This window comes from Corynebacterium sp. MSK158 (genome assembly GCF_030229085.1).
In the GTDB taxonomy this organism is placed as follows: Bacteria; Actinomycetota; Actinomycetes; order Mycobacteriales; family Mycobacteriaceae; genus Corynebacterium.
The window spans coordinates 53,918-75,029 of the sequence record NZ_JASPHJ010000002.1; the positions used below are offsets into that span (position 1 = coordinate 53,918).

22 protein-coding genes are annotated in these 21,112 nt (G+C 61.1%); 14 read left to right on the forward strand and 8 right to left on the reverse strand.

Annotated elements, in window-relative coordinates:
- The first annotated feature begins 85 nt into the window (after nt 1-85).
- The 3 genes from trpS to QP915_RS02350 all read left to right on the forward strand — a co-directional run bounded on the left by trpS (nt 86) and on the right by QP915_RS02350 (nt 3,282).
- The gene (gene trpS / locus QP915_RS02340) at nt 86-1,111 is read left to right on the forward strand and encodes a tryptophan--tRNA ligase (RefSeq protein WP_284767822.1); all 1,026 of its coding nucleotides are present in this window, start codon (nt 86-88) and stop codon (nt 1,109-1,111) included.
- A 102-nt stretch (nt 1,112-1,213) separates the two neighbouring features.
- Nucleotides 1,214-2,293, forward strand: coding sequence for a YhjD/YihY/BrkB family envelope integrity protein (locus QP915_RS02345; RefSeq protein WP_284767823.1), 1,080 nt, complete (start codon nt 1,214-1,216; stop codon nt 2,291-2,293).
- 56 nt (nt 2,294-2,349) lie between these two features.
- A complete protein-coding gene (locus QP915_RS02350) occupies nt 2,350-3,282 on the forward strand; it encodes an RDD family protein (RefSeq protein WP_284767824.1) in 933 nt (310 codons plus the stop codon).
- On the opposite strand, the gene QP915_RS02355 is transcribed toward QP915_RS02350, so the two are convergent.
- The gene (locus tag QP915_RS02355; protein WP_284767826.1) at nt 3,245-4,450 is read right to left on the reverse strand and encodes a D-alanyl-D-alanine carboxypeptidase family protein; all 1,206 of its coding nucleotides are present in this window, start codon (nt 4,448-4,450) and stop codon (nt 3,245-3,247) included. The genes QP915_RS02350 and QP915_RS02355 overlap by 38 nt on opposite strands.
- 39 nt (nt 4,451-4,489) lie before the next feature.
- Between QP915_RS02355 and QP915_RS02360 the strand changes: the two genes are divergently transcribed.
- From QP915_RS02360 to QP915_RS02375, 4 genes are read left to right on the forward strand one after another with little or no spacing between them, the layout of a single operon-like run.
- Nucleotides 4,490-5,380 carry an amidohydrolase family protein gene (locus QP915_RS02360; RefSeq protein ID WP_284767827.1) on the forward strand — a complete coding sequence of 297 codons (891 nt, stop codon included), beginning with the start codon at nt 4,490-4,492 and terminating at the stop codon, nt 5,378-5,380.
- A 21-nt stretch (nt 5,381-5,401) separates the two neighbouring features.
- On the forward strand, nt 5,402-6,079 hold the full coding sequence (locus tag QP915_RS02365; protein ID WP_284767828.1) for a type 1 glutamine amidotransferase domain-containing protein: 678 nt from the start codon (nt 5,402-5,404) through the stop codon (nt 6,077-6,079).
- Nucleotides 6,080-7,111: an alpha/beta hydrolase gene (locus tag QP915_RS02370; protein ID WP_269954143.1), complete on the forward strand. Its 1,032-nt coding sequence runs from the start codon at nt 6,080-6,082 to the stop codon at nt 7,109-7,111.
- 26 nt (nt 7,112-7,137) lie between these two features.
- Nucleotides 7,138-7,338: a hypothetical protein gene (locus tag QP915_RS02375; RefSeq protein ID WP_239274399.1), complete on the forward strand. Its 201-nt coding sequence runs from the start codon at nt 7,138-7,140 to the stop codon at nt 7,336-7,338.
- Nucleotides 7,339-7,440: 102 nt separating this feature from the next.
- On the opposite strand, the gene QP915_RS02380 is transcribed toward QP915_RS02375, so the two are convergent.
- The 3 genes from QP915_RS02380 to QP915_RS02390 are packed head-to-tail and all read right to left on the reverse strand — an operon-like array spanning nt 7,441 to nt 9,948.
- Nucleotides 7,441-8,679, reverse strand: a complete 1,239-nt coding sequence (locus tag QP915_RS02380) for a SatS C-terminal domain-containing protein (protein ID WP_284767832.1) — start codon at nt 8,677-8,679, stop codon at nt 7,441-7,443.
- Between the two features lie 51 nt (nt 8,680-8,730).
- On the reverse strand, nt 8,731-9,669 hold the full coding sequence (locus tag QP915_RS02385) for a C40 family peptidase (protein ID WP_284767833.1): 939 nt from the start codon (nt 9,667-9,669) through the stop codon (nt 8,731-8,733).
- A complete protein-coding gene (locus tag QP915_RS02390; protein ID WP_284767835.1) occupies nt 9,670-9,948 on the reverse strand; it encodes a chemotaxis protein in 279 nt (92 codons plus the stop codon).
- 57 nt (nt 9,949-10,005) lie between these two features.
- Between QP915_RS02390 and upp the strand changes: the two genes are divergently transcribed.
- The 4 genes from upp (at nt 10,006) to QP915_RS02410 (ending at nt 13,845) form a co-directional block, all read left to right on the forward strand.
- Nucleotides 10,006-10,641, forward strand: a complete 636-nt coding sequence (gene upp / locus QP915_RS02395; RefSeq protein ID WP_049378022.1) for a uracil phosphoribosyltransferase — start codon at nt 10,006-10,008, stop codon at nt 10,639-10,641.
- 47 nt (nt 10,642-10,688) lie between these two features.
- Nucleotides 10,689-11,063, forward strand: a complete 375-nt coding sequence (locus QP915_RS02400; RefSeq protein ID WP_250412699.1) for a helix-turn-helix domain-containing protein — start codon at nt 10,689-10,691, stop codon at nt 11,061-11,063.
- Between the two features lie 93 nt (nt 11,064-11,156).
- Nucleotides 11,157-12,347 (forward strand): amidohydrolase, encoded by a 1,191-nt coding sequence (locus tag QP915_RS02405; RefSeq protein ID WP_284767840.1) that lies wholly within the window; start codon nt 11,157-11,159, stop codon nt 12,345-12,347.
- 70 nt (nt 12,348-12,417) lie between these two features.
- Nucleotides 12,418-13,845 (forward strand): NAD(P)H-quinone dehydrogenase, encoded by a 1,428-nt coding sequence (locus QP915_RS02410; RefSeq protein WP_284767842.1) that lies wholly within the window; start codon nt 12,418-12,420, stop codon nt 13,843-13,845.
- Nucleotides 13,846-13,915: 70 nt separating this feature from the next.
- On the opposite strand, the gene QP915_RS02415 is transcribed toward QP915_RS02410, so the two are convergent.
- The gene (locus QP915_RS02415; protein WP_284767844.1) at nt 13,916-15,229 is read right to left on the reverse strand and encodes a short-chain fatty acyl-CoA regulator family protein; all 1,314 of its coding nucleotides are present in this window, start codon (nt 15,227-15,229) and stop codon (nt 13,916-13,918) included.
- Nucleotides 15,230-15,395: 166 nt separating this feature from the next.
- Here QP915_RS02415 and prpD point away from each other — a divergent pair, with 166 nt between their 5' ends.
- From prpD to QP915_RS02430, 3 genes are read left to right on the forward strand one after another with little or no spacing between them, the layout of a single operon-like run.
- Nucleotides 15,396-16,907: a 2-methylcitrate dehydratase PrpD gene (prpD, locus tag QP915_RS02420; RefSeq protein WP_284767846.1), complete on the forward strand. Its 1,512-nt coding sequence runs from the start codon at nt 15,396-15,398 to the stop codon at nt 16,905-16,907.
- The gene (prpB, locus tag QP915_RS02425) at nt 16,907-17,839 is read left to right on the forward strand and encodes a methylisocitrate lyase (RefSeq protein WP_284767847.1); all 933 of its coding nucleotides are present in this window, start codon (nt 16,907-16,909) and stop codon (nt 17,837-17,839) included. The genes prpD and prpB overlap by 1 nt, the downstream gene beginning before the upstream one ends.
- Before the next feature lie 14 nt (nt 17,840-17,853).
- The gene (locus tag QP915_RS02430) at nt 17,854-19,011 is read left to right on the forward strand and encodes a bifunctional 2-methylcitrate synthase/citrate synthase (protein WP_238801205.1); all 1,158 of its coding nucleotides are present in this window, start codon (nt 17,854-17,856) and stop codon (nt 19,009-19,011) included.
- Nucleotides 19,012-19,099: 88 nt separating this feature from the next.
- Here QP915_RS02430 and QP915_RS02435 read toward each other — a convergent pair whose 3' ends face one another.
- Genes QP915_RS02435 through QP915_RS02445 form a run of 3 tightly spaced genes read right to left on the reverse strand, consistent with a single transcriptional unit; the run spans nt 19,100 to nt 20,995 of the window.
- Nucleotides 19,100-19,783 carry a transglycosylase gene (locus QP915_RS02435; RefSeq protein WP_284765934.1) on the reverse strand — a complete coding sequence of 228 codons (684 nt, stop codon included), beginning with the start codon at nt 19,781-19,783 and terminating at the stop codon, nt 19,100-19,102.
- 2 nt (nt 19,784-19,785) lie between these two features.
- Nucleotides 19,786-20,640, reverse strand: a complete 855-nt coding sequence (locus QP915_RS02440) for an ATP-binding cassette domain-containing protein (protein ID WP_284767848.1) — start codon at nt 20,638-20,640, stop codon at nt 19,786-19,788.
- Complete coding sequence (locus QP915_RS02445) at nt 20,627-20,995, reverse strand: GntR family transcriptional regulator (protein WP_284767849.1); 369 nt, start codon at nt 20,993-20,995, stop codon at nt 20,627-20,629. The genes QP915_RS02440 and QP915_RS02445 overlap by 14 nt, the downstream gene beginning before the upstream one ends.
- Nucleotides 20,996-21,112: the final 117 nt, after the last annotated feature.

Sequence of the window (21,112 nt, forward strand, 5' to 3'; positions counted from 1 at the left end):
TAGGGGATTTTTCGATCCCTCGCTCAGGCGGCGCCGGGGAAGGATGTGAACCGCGCGGCGAGGCTAAGGGGTAGGATAAGGCACCATGACTGCAGACAATTCCACCGTTTCCCGCGTCCTGTCCGGTATCCAACCCACCGCTGATTCCTATCACCTGGGTAATTACCTGGGAGCGCTCAAGCAGTGGATTGACCTGCAGGACGGCTATGACGCCTTCTACTTCATCCCTGACCTGCACGCGATCACCGTGGAGCAAAATCCGGAGGAGCTGCGCAACCGCACCATCGCGGGTGCCGCACAGCTCATTGCCTTGGGCATTGATCCGGAAAAGTCCACGCTCTTCGTGCAGTCGCACGTGCCCGCCCACGCGGAGCTGACCTGGGTACTGCAGTGCCTCACCGGTTTTGGCGAGGCCTCCCGCATGACCCAGTTCAAGGATAAGTCCGCCAAGCAGGGCTCGGATCGCACCTCGGTGGGCCTATTTACCTACCCGATCCTCATGGCCTCCGATATCTTGCTCTACTCGCCGGATTATGTGCCGGTGGGCGAGGATCAGCGCCAGCACCTGGAGCTGACCCGTAATCTGGCCGAGCGCTTCAACAATAAGTACGGCGAGACCTTCAAGGTACCGGAGCCATTCATCCCGGAGGGTGCGGCAAAGATTTATGACCTGCAGGAGCCGACCTCCAAGATGTCTAAGTCCGGCGCCAACCCGAAGGGCCTGGTCAACCTGCTTGATGCGCCGAAGACCTCGGCCAAGCGCATCAAGTCCGCCGTGACGGATGACTTGGGCTCGGTGGCCTTCGACCGCGACAAGCAGCCGGGTGTCTCCAATTTGCTGGTCATCCAGTCCGCGCTCACCGGTGAATCCATCGATTCCTTGGTGGAAAAGTACGCCGGCCAGGGCTACGGCCACCTCAAGGTCGATACCGCCGACGCGCTGCAGGAATTTACCACTCCGCTCAAGGCGCGCTATGACGAGTTGATGGCGGACCGCGGCGAGCTCGAGCGCATCCTGGCGCAGGGCGCGGAGACGGCACAAGAGATTGCCCAGCCGCTTGTCGACGCCGTCTATGAAAAGGTCGGCTTCCTTCCCCGCCTGCGCAAGTAGCAAGCAGCCGCTTCCCCCGCACCCCACCCCACAAAGGGACAAGTGGGCATCTGCCAGTTACTCTAGGTGAGATAAAAACTGTGCGAGCAAGAAGGGAAGCACGTGCCTACCACCACGCAATCCTCCTCGAAGAAGACGGACCACTACGGCATCGAACGCGCCAATGCCGACGATCCCGGTGCGGTAGATAAGATTCGCTCCAAGTCCGGATTCGTTGACCACCTCATGCGCATGAACGAGCGCTACGGTGCCGAAGGCGGCAACCAGTTTGCCGCCGGCATCACCTATTATTCGGTGCTCTCCATCTTCCCGCTTGCCATGCTGATCGTGGCCACCGTCGCCGCCGTCTTGGCTAACCGCGAGGACCTGCTCAATGATCTGCAATCCCATATCACCAGTTCTATCGATGGCGATATGGGCGATACGGTTAACAAAATCCTCGATACCGCCATTGACCAACGCGGCGCCATGTTCGGTATCGGTGGTTTGACCACCCTGTGGTCCGGCCTGGGATGGATGAATAACCTGCGCATCGGTATCTCGGCGATGTGGGGCATCGATGCCAACGAGGGCGGTTCCTTCTTGAAGAAGAAGTTGTCTGACCTGGTGGGCCTCATTGGCCTTATCGTGGCGTTCCTCATCGCCTTTGGTGTGACCGCTGCCGGGTCCTCCGGCCTTACCCAGAAGATCTTTGAGCGCGTAGGAATCGAGTCCTTCTCGGGCATGGACTTGGTGATTTTCTTTGTCGGCTTGGCTGTGGGCCTCGTGGCGAACTTCATCGTTATGTGGTGGCTGATTATGATCCTGCCGCGCACCAAGGTGCCGAAGAAGTCCGGCCTTATCGGCGCAGCCATCGGTGCCGTCGCTTTCGAGCTGCTTAAGCAGCTGTCTACGGTCATCATGTCCTCTGCTACCGGCAGCCCGGCCGGCGCGGTCTTCGGCCCGGTCATCGTGCTCATGGTGGTCATGTACCTAATCTGGCGCGTGGTGCTGTACGTCTCCGCGTGGACCGCCACCACCGCCGAGTCCCTGAAGTACGCTCACCCGCCGGTCCCAGAGCCGGCCGTTATTCGCGTCCGCAACGAGGTCAAGGAAGGCGCGCCTGCAGGTGCGACCTTCGGCGTTGGCGCCGCTGTAGGCGCCGCGGCCGTGGGCGCATGGAGCTTGTTGCGCCGTAAGTAAAATCTCCTCCTTAGGGGTGAGGCCGCCGCTGCCAGTGGGCTTTAAGATGGAGCATTATGAATGCCAATGACATCGCACCGAATCTTTATGAGAAATGGGGACTAGATCGCCGCGATGGCGAGCACGAGCTTTTAGTCTTGTTGGAGTCCAAGGATGTGCTGCTGCAGCAGCAAGGCCAAGACATTGAAGATCCGCGGCGCGCGCAGCTGCGCATCGCTGCCAGCGTCTTAGGCTCTGCTGCAAAGCGGTCCGAATACGATAAGGCGTGCGCGGCGGGAGTGCGCCCCACCTGGGGAGACCTCGGACAGCTGGGTGCGGTAGGGCAGTGGAACCCGCGGCCACAGCAAACCCAGCAGCAAGCCCAGTCCTTCCAGCCCGGTCAGGCGGCCGGGCCGGGGCGTCACGCTCAGCAGGAACCGCGATTTGCGCAGACCGCGAGCCCCTACGGGTCGCCGTATGCGCGCAATCCCTTTGCCCCGCAGCACAATCCATTCCCGCCGGCAACGGCGAACGCTGCCGTCCCCGCACCGCTGGTACAGCACCCAGCGCCTGAAATTAGCCAGCGTGCCGGTCAAGATGCGCGCATCGGCATGGCCATTTTGGACCTCATTTTCTTTTCGCTCATTAGCGGCAGCTTCGGCGGCGCGCTGCTCTCTGGTGGCGTTGATGAGCTTTCGACGTTCATTGGCGGCGCTATCATCTTGCTGCTCTACACCTTGGGCACTGAGTGTTGGCTCGGCGCCAGCCCGGCCAAGCTGCTGATGGGCTACACGGTGCGCGATGTCGACACCAAGGAGCGGCTTACTCTCACCCAGTCCGCTAAGCGCCAGTGGTGGCGCCTAGTCAATATCGTGCCGGGCCCGGGTACGTTCGCCAGCTGGGTGGGCGCCGGCGTGCACGCCTGCACTATTTCGGAGAAGAATAACCGCCGCGGCACCCACGATGAGTGGGCTAACGCCGAAGTAGTGAAAAAGCACCCACGCAAATAGCCAGCAACACTACGGCGCCGGCGATAACCCAGCCGAGCCAGCCCTGCACCCCGTCCAAGGAAGAGTTCGCGGATTGCGCCTGGGCATCGGGCGCCGGCGTTGCCGCGGGGGACGCAGGGGAGTCGGCGTCGGAATGGACGTCGGCAAGCAACTGCCCTACACCGTCACCGGGATGCACCTTATAGGCCTCGTGCAGCAGCTTTTGGGCTTGCTCCCACGCGCGCGGGCCGTGCTCCACGGTGGTATCGAGCAGCACCGCCTGCAGCCGCCGGCCATGGCGGTCAAGCGCGCCGACGAAAGTATGGTGCGCGTCATCGGTAAAGCCCGTCTTGCCGCCAATGCCATCCGGATCATTGAGGAAGAGCCCGTTATCGTTGCCTAATTGGTAACCATCAAGGTCGCCCCAGCCGGGGAACTCCACGGACTCTGTATCCACAATCCGCGCGAAGGTCGGGTTATGGAAGGCCGCGCGGTAAATGCGGGAAATGTCCTCGGCCGAGGTAGACATGCCCGGGGCATCGAGCCCGGAGTAGCTGGCCGCATAAGTGGAATTCGTGCCGATCTCGGCCGCCTTCTCATTGACCTTGCGCAGCGTGGCCTCGTCGCCGCCCAATTCCTGTGCCAGCGCGTGCGCGGCATCGTTGCCAGAGGCCATGAGCAAGCCCTGCAAAAGCTGTTCCACCGTGTACGTGCCGCCCGGGCCGATGCCTACCGCTGAGCCATCAATCTGTGCCGATTCTTCGCCCACCTCGACCTTCTGGAGCAGATCCAGTTCGTCGATGACCACCAGCGCCAGCAGCGCCTTGATGATGGAGGCCGGCCGGTAGCGGCCGTTAGGGTCCTTCATCGCGATGATTTCGCCGGTGTCGATATCGGAGACCATCCACGCCGCAGCCACCACATCCTTATCCACCTTGAACCCTTCGGGCAGGGTGGTGCCGCAGGCCTCATCGCTATGCACCGGCGGCAGCGGGGTCGGGGAGGCCTGCCCAGGAGCGAGGCGCTCTGAGGTGGTGGTGGCCTTTTCCGGGCGCTCGGCGTGCGGGCACTTATCGGTATCCGGGGCGGCGGTACGCGTGGTGGTCGGAGTTTCCGGCTCTTCCGCCAGCGCGAGCGGTGCGCCGCTGAGCAGGACGGCAACGAGAGAACTAGCGATATTTCTTTTCATGACATGACACATCTTAGGCCCGTGCCTACGATGGGACGCATGCATGACGCGCCTTTGATTAGCCCTGAAAACAAGGACTCCGCCGCCGACGTGGTGGCCAAGCTGCCTAAGGTCTCCCTCTTTGAGACTATTAACTCCACGGCCGCCACGCCGGAGGAACTTACCGCGACCATCCGCGAGCGCTACGAAGCCTTGGCCGCCGATGGTGTGGTCTATGCGGAACTGCACCTGGATCCAGCAGAGATCGGCCTAGACGCTGCCGCGGTTGTCGAAGCCGCCGGTGTAGCCCGCATTTCTTCCCTCGACTTCCGCCTCGTCCTCGCCGGCACGGCCCCTGAGGCAGTAGTGCCTGACGACGCCCCCGTGGTGGGCTACAACCTGCCCCAGGACCAAGCGGACGCGGCCGCAGACTTCCGCGCCGCATACCTGCCCACCCAGATTCACGTGGGCGAGGACTTTGCAGAAGTAGAGCGCGCCGCCCAGGCCGGCGTGAACCGCCTTATCCACCCGGTGAATATGATCGATGACTTCACTGCGAATATTGAAGGCATCGTGCCGGGTAAGGCCTCTGGCTACATCCGCGACCGTCATATTCCCCTGGTCTTTACCCCACTGGAGGAGGCCGAGGAGCTGACCGACCACCCACTGCCACTGCTGCAACAGCTGGGTTTTACCTGCACCATTTCCTCGGGCGCGACTACCTTGACCAAGCAGTTCCTCGCGCTGAGTGAGACTTTTGGCTACGGGCTGGAGGAATTTTTCGATCTTACCGTCAAAGCGGTGGAGAATTCTTTCGCTGACCAGGAATTACGGCAGCATCTGCTAGAAACGGTTATCTTGCCAGCATACGAGGAACTATCTGATCCGGAGCTTGCTGGCCCGGACACGGAAGAGTCCCTCGCAGATGCTGCAGACGCCGCTGAAGAATAGAAACGATTAAAGGAGAATTACATGCCTTCCGTACTTTTTGTTGTTACCGCTGCTGAGGAATGGACACTGGCCGATGGCACCAAGCGCCCAACCGGCTATTGGGCCGAGGAGCTTATTGCCCCGCACCGCGTCTTCCAGGGCGCAGGCTGGGATATCCACTTCGCCACCCCGGGGGCGAAGGCTCCCGTCGTAGATGAGTACAGCCTGGAGGTGCTGCCAGATAACGTGCGCATGGCGCAGGAAAATTACTTGGCAGAGTTGGGCGTAGCGCTAGAGAACCCGATGAACCTGGCGGATATCAATGAGGAAGACTATGACCTCATTTTCTACCCGGGAGGCCACGGGCCGATGGAGGATCTTGCCTACGATCAGGATTCTGCAAAGCTTATTCAGGCGCGCATGGATTCCGGCCGCGCGCTCGGCCTCGTTTGCCATGCCCCAGCCGCGCTATTGGCCTTGGATAACGAGAATTGGCCGTTCAAGGGCTACAAGATGACCGCCTTTAGCAATGCAGAGGAAGGCGAGGAGATGGTTGCCGCCGCTAAGTGGGCGCTGGAGACCCGCCTGCGTGAGCTCGGCGCGGATTACCAGGAGACCGATCCGATGTCCCCGAACGTCATCGTGGATCGCAACCTCTACACCGGCCAGAACCCGGCTTCCTCCGAGCCGCTGGCACAGCGCATTCTGCGCGATTTCTAAATGCGCGTTTCGCAAGTCCTCAAGGCCGGGGCTGCCCTGACCGGTGTGGTTGGGGTAGCGGGCATGGCGGCGTATGCGCTCAGCCGCCGGCCGTACCTGCGCGAGGTGGCACCGGGGTTGCGCAGCCCGGTTCTGTACCTGCCAATGCATCTGCTTCCCGACGCCACCTTTGCCCGCGCCAGCCGCTTCTTTGCCAGCATCGACTTTTCCCGCCCGATGCGGCACGCGGTGGACGTCACGGAGTTTTCCGCGTCCTTCGCTGGCCATGCTTTTAGCGCTCGCGTGCTTACCCCACGCGACGATGCCCAGGGCGTAGCCAATGCTGGGCCGCGCCCCGTGGTGGTGTGGACGCACGGCGGCGGCCATCTCATTGGTGGTCCGGCAATGTATGACCCGCAAAATGCTCGCATGGCGGCCGAACTCGGTGCCATCGTGGTGGCTCCGCGCTACCACAAATCCACCCAGGAACCATTCCCCGCGGACCACGATGAGTGCTACGCGGCGCTGCGCTGGGTGCAAGAACACGGCGATAAGCTGGGCGGGGATACCTCGCGCATCGCGGTCGCCGGCGATAGCGCCGGCGGCGGCCTCGCCGCGGGTCTGGTGCAGCGTGCCTTTGATGAGGGCCATCCGGTCCGCGCGCTCGGCTTGGTCTATCCCATGCTCGATCACCGCACCACGGATAAGTCCGGTGCGGTGGGCCAATTCATCTGGACGGCGGGCCCGAACCGCGGCGCGTGGTCCATGTATTTGGGAAACGACCATTTGGATGTCGACGTGCCGCCCTATGCTTCGCCAGCCACGCGCAGTGACCTTTCCGGCTTGCCGCCGACGTGGATCGGGGTCGGTGGCATCGACCTTTTCTGCGATGAATCCGTGGCTTTTGCCCAGGCCCTCGATGCGGCCGGTGTGGATACGACTCTCGACGTGTGGGCCGGTGCCTATCACGGCTTCGACCAGATTAAACCCAAAGCGCCTCAATCGCGTGAGCTTATCGACGCCCTCATTGACCACCTTCGCCGTCACCTTTAAGGCCACGTACTCAGGGAGGTCAAGCGATGAACTACAACACGCACGTGTCGTGGGTCGTAACTTTCGCCAGCCTGATTGTTCTCGGCCTGATTCTGGGCGGGGTCTTTGGGATAGGTACCCTGGGCCGATCCATTGTTGGCCTCAGCGTCTTTGTCGTGTGGCTGCTTTTCGATAAATACATGCGCGACCGGAGCCGACGCCAAGAGCAAGAAGCACGCGGCGACTAGACGCACAAAGCCGCCCCCTTCTCCTCCCGCCTGCTGTGAGTGGGGAGGAAAGTCGAGGCGGCTGATGCCACGCGCGGGCGAGGCCGTGCGAACCGTGCGGGTTTAGAACTTGGAGAAGCGCTTGATGAGCATGTCTTCCAAGCCCTTCCAAGACTCGGCGTGCTCGTTATATGGCTTGGAAGGCACATAGCCGGCGTGTTCGGTGGAGCCGAGCATGTAGCCCAAGTAGTCCTGCAGGCGGGGGTGAGCCAGCATATAGGAGTTAATGGAATCGTCGCCGGCCCAGTCGGCGGCATCGGCGCATACCTCATAGCAGCGTGCCATCTGATCGGAATCGACGGCCTCTGGGCCCTTTTCGATATCGCGCACAATGCCATTGAAGGAGTACTGGTTATCCGGGTGGACCTGAATTTCTAGCTCGCCGGCATTAGCGGCGGCAACAACCTCTTCCCAGGTGGATACGCGGGCTAGGTCGTGGTCATCATTGTCTATAATCCAGCGCACGAGCGTCTTCGGGGAGTCGAAGGTGAAAATTTCGCCCCACTTGCCCAAGAAGATGGGCTTGCCGTCTAGGTAGGTGCGGAGGGTGTAGACGGACTTGGACTGCGCGGTGATCTTGATGGGATCGATGCCGGCGGCAGCCCACGGGGAGTTATCGTACGGGTCAGCGGCCTCGGCGGCGGCCTTGCGCTTTTCTTCGGCTTCCTTGGCCGCTGCAGCGGAGGCGGCAGCAGCAGAAGAGATGCGCTCCTTGGCATCGGAAACCTTGGCCGCATCAAAGTCATCGCTGGAGACCACGCGGACGTGCTCATCCAGGTCCTCGATGACCTTCTTCCAGTTGCCGGCGATGACGTGGCCCACACCGGACCACTCGCTCATGCCCTGTTCGCCGGAGTAGTGGTCGGCGCCGCGGGAGACATTGCGCAAGATGGAGTGGGAGGCGAAGAAGATGGTGGTGTGCTCTGCCCCGGCGACGTCGGCAAGCGCGGAGGCCATCTCCAGGTTGCGGGCCACCGTGGATACGTTCCGGTGGCTCGGGCGACCAGCCAGCGCTTCCGGCATGCCGATGAGATCATATTCATTCCGCTCAGCCGGGGTAACGCGGTCCGCATCGCGGCCGGCAAACTGGTCCCACTGCGGGTGGTCCAGCAAATCGTGCTTGGTGCCAGACTCCACGAAGCACAGCAGCTCGGCGGGCGAGTTAAAGGCGAGGACGGCCTCGTCGTCGCCCAAAAAGGCCTGCCAGTCGGAGCCATGTTGGCGCCACTTGGGTGCCCAGAGGGTATAAAAATCGCCCTCGGTCAGCGAGAGCTTTACAGGTACAATTGCGCGGGTGCTCATGGCGTTTTAGTCTACCCAACGCCCTAAGCAGCGCGCGAGAGCGCACCGGCCTTAAGCCGTGGGACGCCAAAAGCCTTTGAATTGCATGCCCATATTTGTGGTGCGCAGCGGGTTGGTTTGCACCGGATCACCGGCCTCCACGATTTCGCCATTGCCGGAATACATTGCCACGTGCCCGTCCCATACCACCAGGTCACCGGGTTGCAATTGATCCGCACTGACCTGCTGACCAATGGCCTGTTGGTCTGCTGTGCGAGGCAAGTCCACCCCGGCTTGCGAATACGCCCATTGGGTAAGGCCCGAGCAATCGAAGCCGCCGTTTCCGGTGCCGCCCCATACGTAGGGCTGGCCCACTTGGCTCTTCGCCGCCGCGACCGCGGCCTGCCCGGCGGCCGAACCACCCTCGGCAGAAGGCTCTGGCGGGGGAGAAGGCGCGTCGTGTGGGGCAGCATCGGCGCCGGCCTCATCGCCCGCCGCAGATTGTGCAGGAAAAGCGGAGGCTTGCTGGGCGCCGGTGGGGCTTACGGGGGCGTCGGCAAGCGCGGAGTGCACCGGCCGCTGCGCTACCGGCTGCAAGGACTGAGCGGCCGCGCTGAGATCGCCCACCAGGCGCTGCACACGGGCAGTGGCCATGCCCAAGTGCTGGGAGATAAGCGCACGCAGCTGAGCCAGAGCGGCGGCACGCGCCGACGGATCCAGCGACAGGAAACCCAGCGCGGTGGGCAGGGCCTGGCGCACCAGCTGCGTAGCGATGCCCACCAGATCCCGGATGGTACCCGCTACCAAGGTGCGGGCCTGGCTGAGCGCGGCAGAGATGGTTGCATTATCGAGATCGATATTTTTCGCCGATTCGAGTAGGGGAGCGGGATTGCCGTGGGCGATGGCGGCCAAAGGCTCGGCGGCGGAGAGATCCGGCACGCGAGGAAGCTCAACCTCCGGAAGCTGCGCCGGTTGCATGGCGGCAATCTGCTTAAGCGCGGTATCAAGCATCTACATCGCCGCCCCAAGGCGTTGGCCTAGCGAGGCATCGGTGTCTTCTGCCTCGCGCGACATCTGGAAACCGGAGTGGGCAACCTGCCCCATATCGTTGCGCAGCACGCTCATTCGCGCGCCCACATTATCGAGAGCGGCATGCACGGCCTCATTGAAAGCTGTGAATGCGGAATCTTCAGGCAAAATTGGATGGGGCGGATTCTCCACTTGGGACTGGGCGTGCAGGTCGCGGGCGAGGTGGCGGGCATAGTCAGTATCGATCGTGAAAGGTCTCATGCCCTATTGGACTGCCCGATGGCCCATTTGGTTCCCAAAAAGTTTAAAGTGGTGGTCATGGACATCCACGTAGTAGACCACCCGCTTGCCGCCTCCCGCCTTACCCTCATGCGCGATGCGCGCAGCGATAACTCCGCTTTCCGCGCCGCCCTGAAAGACTTGGGCGCCATGCTTGTCTATGAAGCATCCCGCGACCTTGCCGTGGAGAACTTCGACTGCGCCACCCCGGTTTCTACCGCACAGGGAACCCGCCTGCAGGACCCGCCCATCATCGTGCCGATCATCCGCGCCGGGCTGGGCATGGTGGACCCGGCCCTGTCTATGATTCCGGATGCGCAGGTCGGCTTCATTGGCATGGCCCGCAACGAAGAGACGCACGAGCCGGTGCCGTACCTGGAGGCATTGCCGGAGGACCTGACCGGCCGTACGGTGTTCGTGGTGGATCCAATGCTGGCCACCGGTGGTTCCCTGCTGCACGCATTGCGCCTGCTCGCTGGCCGCGGCGCCACCGATATCACCGCCATCTGCATGGTCTCGGCGCAGCCGGGTGTGGATGCGCTGGCTGAATCCGATCTGCCGGTGCGCCTAGTCACCGCCGCTATCGATCCTTCGCTCAACGAGGATGCCTATATCGTGCCGGGCTTGGGCGATGCTGGTGACCGCCTCTACGGTCCGCGCAATATCGACCTTTAAGGTAATCTTCTCCCTGGAAAGGCGACCGCACTTTCCAGGGGGAGAATATGAGTTTCATTCATCTAATGTGGTCGAGCTACGGCCACGGATTTTCGCAACAATTGCGGCGGGTGCGACAGCGTCGGGGGATTTCACAACAGGCGCTGGCGGAGATTTCTGGGGTCTCTCGCAGCCAAATTTCCAATCTAGAGCGCAACGAGAATGGCGTGCACGCCATGGCCGATCCGCAGCTGTCTACGGTATATAAGCTGGCCTTGGCCCTAGAAATCCCGCCAGCGGTGTTGCTGCCGGCTGGTGGGGACGTGGTGGAAGGGCATTTGACCGATTCCGCGGTGGCCGTTGCCGAGGACGTCGCGCCCTTCCCGCAAGGCTATGTGGACCGGCGTCGGTTTGCCGCCACGTGGAATGGCGCCCTGAGCTAGAGCACCCCGCATCACCACCTGAGTTACTGAACCGCATGGTCTAGTTGTAGACTTTGCACCCAGACGTATTTCAATGACAGGGAAGGCACGCGGATGATCTCGGAATTCATCAACGAGTGGTTTAATGCCCACCGTGCGGAGGTCATCGCGTGGCGGCGCCATATCCACCGCCACCCGGAAACTGCGAACCACGAGGTGGAAACCACCAATTTCCTGGCCACCGTCTTGCAGGACTATGGCTTGCAGCCACAGCGCTTCCCACAGACCGGCCTCATGGTAGACATCGGCCCTGATACGGAGCTAGGCCGGCTGGCCTTCCGCGCCGATATCGACGCCTTGCCGGTCACGGAGGTCACCGGCCTGGAATATACCTCTGAGGTTCCCGGCAAAATGCATGCCTGCGGCCACGACGTGCACACCACCGTGGCGCTCGGCCTGGCCTGCGCGTTGGCGGATTTTCAGCGCGTCCACGATCTTCCGCTGGGCATTCGTGTCATCTTTCAACCGGCCGAAGAGGTATGGGTCGGCGGTGCGACCGATGTTATTGAATGGGGCGCGCTGGAGGGAGTACATTCCATTTTTGCCATCCACGCCGAACCCAAGCTGCGCGTGGGGCGCATCGGTATCCGCGCTGGGGCGATTACTTCTGCTACCGACGTGGTGGAGCTCAATATCAAGGGCCCAGGCGGACATACTTCCCGCCCGCACCTTTCCGCCGACGTCATCTACGCCTTGGGCAAGGTCATCACCGAGCTACCCGCGCTGCTCTCGCGCCGGGTTGACCCGCGCACCGGCACCGTTTTGGTCTTTGGCCAGGTCAATTCCGGCTATGCCCCGAACGCCATTCCGGAGACTGGCAGCCTGACCGGCACCATGCGAACGGCCGATATTGGCATCTGGCGCGATATGCAAAGCCTCTTTACCGAGCTGGTGGAGCAGGTCCTCGCGCCGGTAGGCGTAGAACACGAGCTGACCTATAACCGCGGTGTTCCGCCAGTGCTTAACGACGACGTCGCAACCGCCCTGCTTGCCTCCGCCGCCCAATCCATCGACCCGCAGGCCGTCGTGCAAGCCCCGCAGTCCTCCGGCGGCGAGGACTTTTCCTGGTACCTAGAAAAGGTCCCCGGTTCCATGGCGCGGCTTGGCTGCTGGTCCGGCGAGGGCGAGCAGCATGACCTGCATATGGGCGATCTCATCGTGGATGAGCGGGCCATAGGTGTGGGCATCAAGCTCTTCGGCGCCGTGGTTGAGCAGTTCATTGGGGAGAATGCGGAGACAGACTAACGCGCTAAAAGGTCCTACACGTTAGACTCGTAAGCGACTTTTAAAGTGGAGCTGATAAAGGAGCAAGTGCGTGTTGAACCAGACCAAGCGAATTGTCATCATCGGCGGTGGCCCGGCAGGCTATGAAGCCGCGTTGGCAGGCGCCAAGTATGGTGCAGAAATCACCATTATTGAAGACCAAGGCATGGGCGGTAACAGCGTTATTTTGGACTGCGTTCCTTCCAAGTCCTTCATCGCCGGCGCTAATATCAAGACCGACTTGCGCCGCGCCGAGGATATGAAGCTCAACGAAGGCATTGGCCAGGCCCACCTCTCCCTGACCGCTCTGAATAAGCGTGTGCAGGACCTGGCAAGCAAGCAGTCCTCCGATATCCGCGCCACGGTGGAATCCCTAGGCGCCCGCGTTATTGACGGCCGCGGCTACTTCCCAGAGGATCAGGAAGCCGATGCCTTTGGCGGCCACAAGGTCACCGCGGTATTCAACGAGGATGGTCGCGAGGAAACCCTTAACGCAGACCTTGTCTTGGTAGCCACCGGCGCCACGCCGCGCGTGCTGCCCGGCGCCCAGCCGGACGGCGAGCGCATCCTCACCTGGCAGCAGGTATACAACCTCACCGAGCTTCCTGAGCACCTCATCGTCGTCGGCTCCGGCGTGACCGGCGCCGAGTTCGTCTCCGCATTCGCTGAGCTGGGCGTGAAGGTCACCATGGTTGCCTCCCGTGACCGCATCTTGCCGCATGACGACGCCGACGCTGCCGACGTCCTCGAGACCGTGCTGAGCGAGCGCGGCGTGGAACTGGAAAAGAACTGCCGCGTGGAAACCGTCAACCGCACCGAGGATGGCAACGTCCTGGTCACCACGCAGGACGGCCGCGAAATCACCGGCTCCCACGTCATCATGTCCATCGGCTCTATCCCGAATACCCAGGACCTCAAGCTGGAGAACGTCGGCGTAGAAACCGCTAAGTCCGGCCACATTCAGGTTGACCGCGTCTCCCGCACCAATATTGCCGGCATCTACGCCGCTGGCGACTGCTCTGACCTCTTCCCGCTGGCTTCCGTCGCCGCAATGCAGGGCCGCGTAGCCATGTACCACGCCCTAGGTGAGGGCGTGTCCCCGCTGCGCCTGAAGACCGTGGCCAACGCCGTCTTCACCCGCCCGGAAATCGCCGCCGTCGGTTTCACCCAGGCAGAGATTGAGGCCGGCGAAGTCGCCGCCCGCACCATCACCATGCCGCTCAATACGAACCCGCGCGCCAAGATGCGTTCCCTGCAGCACGGCTTTGTCAAGCTCTTCTGCCGCGCCACCTCTGGCCGCGTTATCGGCGGCGTCATCGTTGCGCCGACCGCCTCCGAGCTCATCCTGCCCATTGCCATGGCCGTGACGAACCAGCTCACCGTGAACCAGCTGGCCGATTCCTTCGCCGTATACCCGTCCCTGTCGGGCACCATCACCGAGGCCGCGCGACGCCTCGTTGCCCACGACGATCTGGAGTAAACGAAACCAATTCCTCTCTTCGCGCCCGCACTCGATAATCAGTCGAGATCGGGCGCTTTTTCATGCGCCGCTAAAAGGTGGAGTAAGAATGCTCGGCGGTGCGATTGAGTGAAACCTGGATGGCGCGATCCGCTTGAGGAAGAGCACGCTGGGGGCAATGCTCGCGCGGGCAAGCGGTACACCCAGGGCCGATAGGGGTGGCGGCGGATACGTTTAAATTAAGCGCATCGGCGTAGACAAGGCGGTCGGCCTCAGAGATATCGCAGCCTAAGCCCACGGCGAACTCTTTGCGAGGGGTTCCCCAAGATTGTGCGGTTCCTTGCACAAAGCGGCCTATCCACAGGTAGGCGTGGCCATCTGGCATGGCGGCTACCTGGCGGGTGATGCGATTGGGCGTCTCAAAGGCGCGGTGGACTACCCATAATGGGCATGACCCGCCCGAGCGGGCGAAGTGGAAGGCGGTGGAGGATTGGCGCTTGGAGATATTCCCAGCGCGGTCGGTGCGGATGAAGGAAAAGGGCACGCCGGTAAGGCCTGGGCGCTGGAGGGTGGCCAGGCGTTGTGCGGTGGTTTCGAAACCGGTGCCAAAGTAGTTGCACAAAAGGTCGATATCGTAGCGGGTCTTCTCAGCCATCGACAGGAACGGTTGGTAGGGCATGGTGACCGCGGCCGCGAAGTACTGTGCGAGCCCTAAGGTAGCTAGTTCTTGCGCCTCGCCGGCAGGAAGCTCGGAGACGAGGTTATCGCAGACATCGCGGTAGGCGAGCAGGCAGTATTGGAGCGCCATTTCAAAGACCAATTGGGCTTCGGAAAGGCCGTCACGAAGCGCAAGCTCCCGGGTGTCTGGATCGAAGCTGCGGCGTGGTCCCGGCCGGGAAAAGCGGACGGTAACGCCGAGATCCTCGTGCATGCGGGACGCTAAACGGCCGCGGCGTAGCACCCGGTCACCGAGCTGGCCGGCGAGCTCTTCAGCTAGGACATCGAGCTCGTGGATGTAGTTATGGGCGTCGTAGAAAAAATCACGGACGAGCTCAAAAGGGGAGCGCTCCCGCGCTGCGGCGCGGGTGGCGACGTCTACGAAACGGGGCATGAGCTCCGGAAAGCGCGAGGCTAGGTCGGCCAAGGACTCTTCGGCAGCGTCGGGAAAGATGCGGCGCAGGTCGGTGATGGTGCGCGTATCGCGGTCGTCGGCGAAGTATCCGGGATCCACGTCGAAGCGCTGGGTCAGCTGCATGAGCACGGTGACGGTGAGCGGGCGTTGATCGTTTTCGAGCTGGTTGAGGTAGCTGGTTGATAGTCCCAACTGTTTGGCCATCGCTACCTGTGTTAGCCCCCGCTGCTTGCGCAGTGCATGGATTCGTGCCCCCGCATAATGCTTGGTCATCGCTAGTTCGGCCACCTTTCGCCGCCGTGAACAGCAGAAACCACAAGGTTTGCAGATTCCACTGAATCGTTCCGCTAGATTACACACACCCTACTTATAGCGCAGAGCACATTCAAGCATTTAGTGTGATGTGCAACGCATCGCAGAGTGAAGGAGGACCCATCTAGTGAAGAAGCACGAGGTACGCACCCATAAATCCGCCGAGGAATTTCCCTATGAGGAACACTTGGCATACAAGGTGGCAGAAGTAGCCGCGGACCCCGTAGAGGTCCCAGCCGAGACCACCGACATGATTATTAACCGCATTATCGACAACGCAGCTGTGGCTATGGCCTCCGTGGCGCGGGGGCCTGTCACCTCCGCCCGCACCATGGCCCAGGCACACCCGGTAAGCGAGGGAGGTTCCACTGTATTTGGTGTGGATGGAGCCTACTCGGCCGAATGGGCCGCCCTAGCCAACGGCACAGCGGTCCGTGAGCTGGACTATCACGACACCTTCCTCGCCGCTGAATACTCGCACCCAGGGGACAATATTCCGCCGCTTCTTGCTACCGCGCAGCACAAGGGCCTTAGCGGCCGTGATCTTATCCGCGGCATCGCTACCGGCTATGAAATCCAGGTCAACCTCGTTAAAGGAATCTGCTTGCACGAGCACAAGATTGACCATGTAGCGCACCTCGGGCCCTCCGTGGCCGCCGGCATCGGTACCATGCTCGGTTTGGATAGGGACACGATCTACCAGGCGGTGGGTCAGGCGTTGCACACCACGACCGCCACCCGCCAATCCCGCAAGGGATTGATTTCTTCATGGAAGGCCTATGCCCCAGCCTTCGCGGGAAAAATGGCCATTGAGGCCGTCGACCGGGCGATGCGTGGCGAGGGCGCACCGGCGCCCATCTGGGAAGGCGAGGATGGATTCATCGCGTGGATGCTGCACTCGCCGGAGCGCACTTACTCCGTCCCGCTGCCGGAGGACGGCGAGCCAAAACGAGCCATCTTGGATACCTACACCAAGGAACACTCGGCCGAATACCAGGCCCAAGCGCCCATTGATATGGCCTTTGCATTGAAGAAAACCCTGGCAGAAAGGGGACTGAGGACAGCGGATATCGAGTCCATCGTTCTGCATACCTCGCACCACACGCACTATGTCATCGGTACCGGTGCCAATGATCCGCAAAAGATGGATCCCTCTGCTTCCCGGGAGACGCTGGATCACTCCATCATGTACATCTTTGCCGTCGCCCTTGAGGACGGCGAGTGGGACCACGAGGCTTCTTATGCTCCCGAGCGTGCCAACCGCCCGGAGACCATCGAACTTTGGCACAAGATTTCCACCGTCGAGGACCCCGAGTGGACCCGCCGTTATCACTCCAACGACCTTTCTGAAAAGGCCTTTGGTGGCAAGGCTGTGATCACTTTCAAAGACGGCACGGTGATAGAAGATGAGCGCGCCGTTGCTGACGCCCACCCGCTTGGTGCCCGACCCTTTGCGCGCGAGCAATACATAGAGAAGTTCAGAAAACTCGCAAACGGCATCGTGGACGAGGCCGAACAAGAGCGCTTCCTCAACGCCGTCCAAAACTTGGAAAATCTCACTGACCTTAACGAGCTAAACGTGCGGGTGACCGATGCTCACCTCGCTGCCGCACCCCAGAAACCGGAAGGACTCTTCTAATGGCTGGACTATTTGGCTCTTTGAAAACTCCCGCGGAAAAGCGCCAGCAATTCCGCGCCGACCTTGAATCCGGCACCATTACCCGATTGCCAGGCGCGTTCAATCCCCTGACCGCGCGCTTAATTCAGGATATCGGTGGTTTCGGCGGAGTTTATGTCTCCGGCGCGGTGCTGGCCAATGATTTGGGCCTTCCCGATATTGGCCTGACCACTTTGACTGAGGTGGCGCAGCGTTCGGGCCAGATTGCCCGCGCGACGGACCTGCCCGTGCTTGTCGACGCCGACACGGGCTTCGGCGAACCCATGTCCGCCGCCCGCACCATAGCCGCACTCGAAGACGCAGGCCTAGCCGGATGCCACCTTGAAGACCAGGTCAACCCGAAGCGCTGCGGCCACCTCGACGGCAAAGAAGTGGTGGACACAGATATTATGCTCCGCCGTATTAGCGCCGCGGTCAACGAGCGGCGCGACCCTAACTTCATTATCTGTGCCCGCACCGATGCCGCAGGAGTCAACGGCATTGATGACGCCATCGACCGTGCAAAGGCTTACGCCGATGCCGGTGCGGACCTTATCTTCACTGAGGCGTTGTATCAGCCAGCAGACTTTGAAAAATTCCGCGCTGCTGTCGACGCCCCGTTGCTGGCAAATATGACCGAATTCGGCAAAACCGAGTTGCTTTCGGCGCAACAGCTAGAAGACCTCGGCTATAACGCAGTCATCTGGCCCGTCTCCACCTTCCGCGTGGCTATGGGCGCTACCGAAGATTTCCTGCGGGATATGCATGAAACCGGCTTGCAAACCGACTGGCTCGAGCGCATGCAACACCGTTCCCGCCTTTATGAGCTGGTGCGTTACGAGGAATACAACGACTTCGACAAATCCGTATTCACCTATTCCAAAGACACCTACCGTCCCACCTTCGAAAGCTAAGGAGAATTTACACCATGTCCGATAAGAACCAGACCCCCGAAATCCGTAAGGGCCTGTATGGCGTCGTCGTCGATGAGACTGCCGTGTCCAAGGTCGTTCCTGAGACCAACTCACTGACCTACCGCGGCTATCCCGTCCAAGAGCTTGCCCGCTATTGCTCCTTCGAGGAAGTGGCCTATCTGCTGTGGAACGGCAAGCTGCCGGGACAGGAATCCCTCATCCGATTCTCTGCCCGCGAGAAAGCCCTGCGCCATTTGGAGCGCCATGTCATTGACCTCATTATGTCCATGCCGCTGTCATGTCACCCAATGGACGTTCTGCGTACCGCCATTTCTTATATCGGTTCTCAAGACCCAGAGGAATACACCAAAGACTCTGAACATATCCGTCGCACCGCGCTTGAGCTAATGGCCAAGATTCCCACGATCATTGCTCTCGATATCCGACGCCGCCGCGGCGAGGGCTACATCCAACCTTCTCGCAAGAAGGGCTTTGCGGAGAACTTCCTGTGGATGGTCTTCGGTGATGAGGAAGGCTCCCCAGCTACCAACCGCGCCGATATCGAGGCCTTTGATAAGTCCCTCATTCTCTACGCCGAGCACTCATTTAACGCCTCCACCTTCGCTGCCCGCGTGGTGACCTCCACTATGTCCGATACGTACTCCGCCATTGTTGCGGCCATCGGCGCTCTCAAGGGGCCATTGCATGGCGGTGCCAACGAGGCAGTTATGAAGAACTTCCTGGAGGTTGGTGATCCCGCTAAGGCCGAAGAGTGGACCAAGAAGAAGCTGGCCAACAAGGAACTGGTCATGGGCTTTGGCCACCGCGTTTACAAAAACGGCGATTCCCGAGTTCCCACCATGGAGGCCGCCTTTAAGGAGCTGGCCGAACAACATGACCAGACCCAATGGATTGAGATGTACGACATCATGGCCAAGACGATGGAGGATAATACCTCCATCAAGATCAAGCCTAACCTCGATTTTCCCGCTGGCCCTGCCTATCACATCTTGGGTTTCGACATTGAATTCTTCACGCCAATCTTTGTCATGGCCCGCATTACCGGTTGGACCGCGCACATTGTGGAGCAGAACGAGAATAACTCGCTTATTCGTCCGCTATCCGCATATAACGGCGAGGAGCAGCGTTCGGTCCCGCCAAAGTCCTTCTAAAACGTGTCAGCTCCCTCACATTCCGGCACCGTCACGTTGGCCGGAGTGGGGGAGCTGACATACTTGTCGGGGCTTTTCTGCGGTCGGGTTATGGCTGGATACGCCGCGCCAGGAGGTGAATTGCTGCGGTGCAGATAAGGACCGCTAAACCAGCGAAGAAAAACATGCCGGGCCATGGGGCGCCGATTTCTACAGCTCCAAATGATTCAGCGAGAGTAATCACGATGCCATCCGCTAGGAATAGGCCGACGATGATGCCGGCGATTAGTAGGAGCCGAACGAATAGGGAGCTTTGGTTTGCGCTACTTACTACCACACCGATGAGTGCGCCAATGTATCCGGTTATGAGGTGGCCACAGGCGAAGCTACCGAAGGTGGCCGCGTAGCAAAACGGAAGGCTGGCTTCTACAGCACCGGGGGTGATTGCCCACGAAGAATTCGCGTACGCACCCGATTGCAGAGCGATGTAGTAAGCGGTCCAGGCGACGGCTCCAAAAATGAGCGCGGCTAGCCACAGCGTCGCGTGCATGCTGGTAAGCCATTGCCGGGGTCGCATCCCTAGGCCGCGCAAGGAACGGTATTCGGTTGCGGCGAAGGCACAGTAGAGTCCCCACATAAAGACTGCGAAGATTCCCCAGCCGGTTGGATTGGCGCCGATGGCAGAGGGATCGCTGGGGACGGCATACGGGAGACCCCACAGCAAAACGACGATGATGCTTATGACGATGAGCGCTTTGGCGGCATTGAGGTTGAAGGTCTTCAGTAGCTTCATGACTAGAACTCCTCTTGTGGGGTGCGGGTGGATTCGTGGGCGCGGGAGACAAGGGAATCAATGAGTTGGCCGTCGTCGAGGTAGGAGACGGTGACATGGGCGGCGGCTGCGGTATCGGCCGGGAACGGGGCCGGGCACCACGCGTGCACCTTGGAGGTGGAGCCAAGGGAGGAGTAGTGGAGGGGGAGGGCGTCGGCAAGCGCGAGTGCTTGCTCCACGTCCTTGGTGCTGCCGCTAATGACGGGGTAGTGCGGCCGTTGGGATTCCAGGTCGGTGGGTTTATTGACCGTGCCGTCGTGCACGGTAATGACTTGGTCAACTAGGCCGACGAGGTCTTCGGCGCGGTGAGAAGAAAGCACCAGCAGCCAGTCCGGGGTGCCGGAGGCGTGGGCGATAATGAGCTCGCGCAGGCGCGTGCGCGTCGGTGCATCCAAGCCGTTGAAGGGCTCATCGAGGAGGGTGACCGGCGTGCGCGCTGCCAGGGCAGTGGCACAGGCAACCAGTTGGCGCTGGCCGGTGCTTAGAGAGCGGTTCTTGCTGCGCTTGTCGACGCCCACCTTATCCAACAGCTCCTCCGCATACCCCACGTCGAAACCCTCGCGCACATGCTGTGCGGCGCGCAGGTGCTGGGCCACGGTGGAACCGGAGAGCAAAATATCGGCGCCGGTGCGCGCAATCGCTACCTGTGGGGTATCGATGCTGCCCTTAGTAGGGAGGAATCCCGCTATCGCGCGCAGGAGCGTGGTCTTGCCGGCGCCATTGGGGCCGATAAGCCCATACATGCCGGCGGTGAGATCCAGGTGTGGCACGTGCAGGCGGCGCTTGCAGCTGACATTGTGCATCTTAAGGTGCGTCATGATGGTCTCCTTCGGCTTCGATGAGGTCGGCGATATCGCTGGCGCTTAAGCCCAGCGCGGCTCCTTCCTTGAGGAGAGGCACGATGAAGTCTTCCCTGAGCGCCTCTTGGCGTTGGTGGCGTACCTTGTCGCGCGCGCCTTCGCGCACAAACATGCCCAGGCCGCGTCGCTTTTCCAGCAGGCCTTCCTCGAAGAGGACGGTTAGTGCCTTTGCGGAGGTAGTGGGGTTGACGGAATGGAAAGCTGAAAGCTCATTGGTACTGGGGGCGCGTTCTCCCTCGGGGAGTTCGCCGGAAATAATCATGTCTCTGATTCCTCCTGCCAGCTGTTGATAAATAGGCCGAGTATCGCTCATGGTGCGGCCTCTCGTGTATGTGGCATGTGATTCCTTCCCTGGTGTATGGGTTTACCACCTATGTGGGTAACCATATAGCCGGGGAGGCGTTTGGTCAACAACGGTTTACTTGGGTAC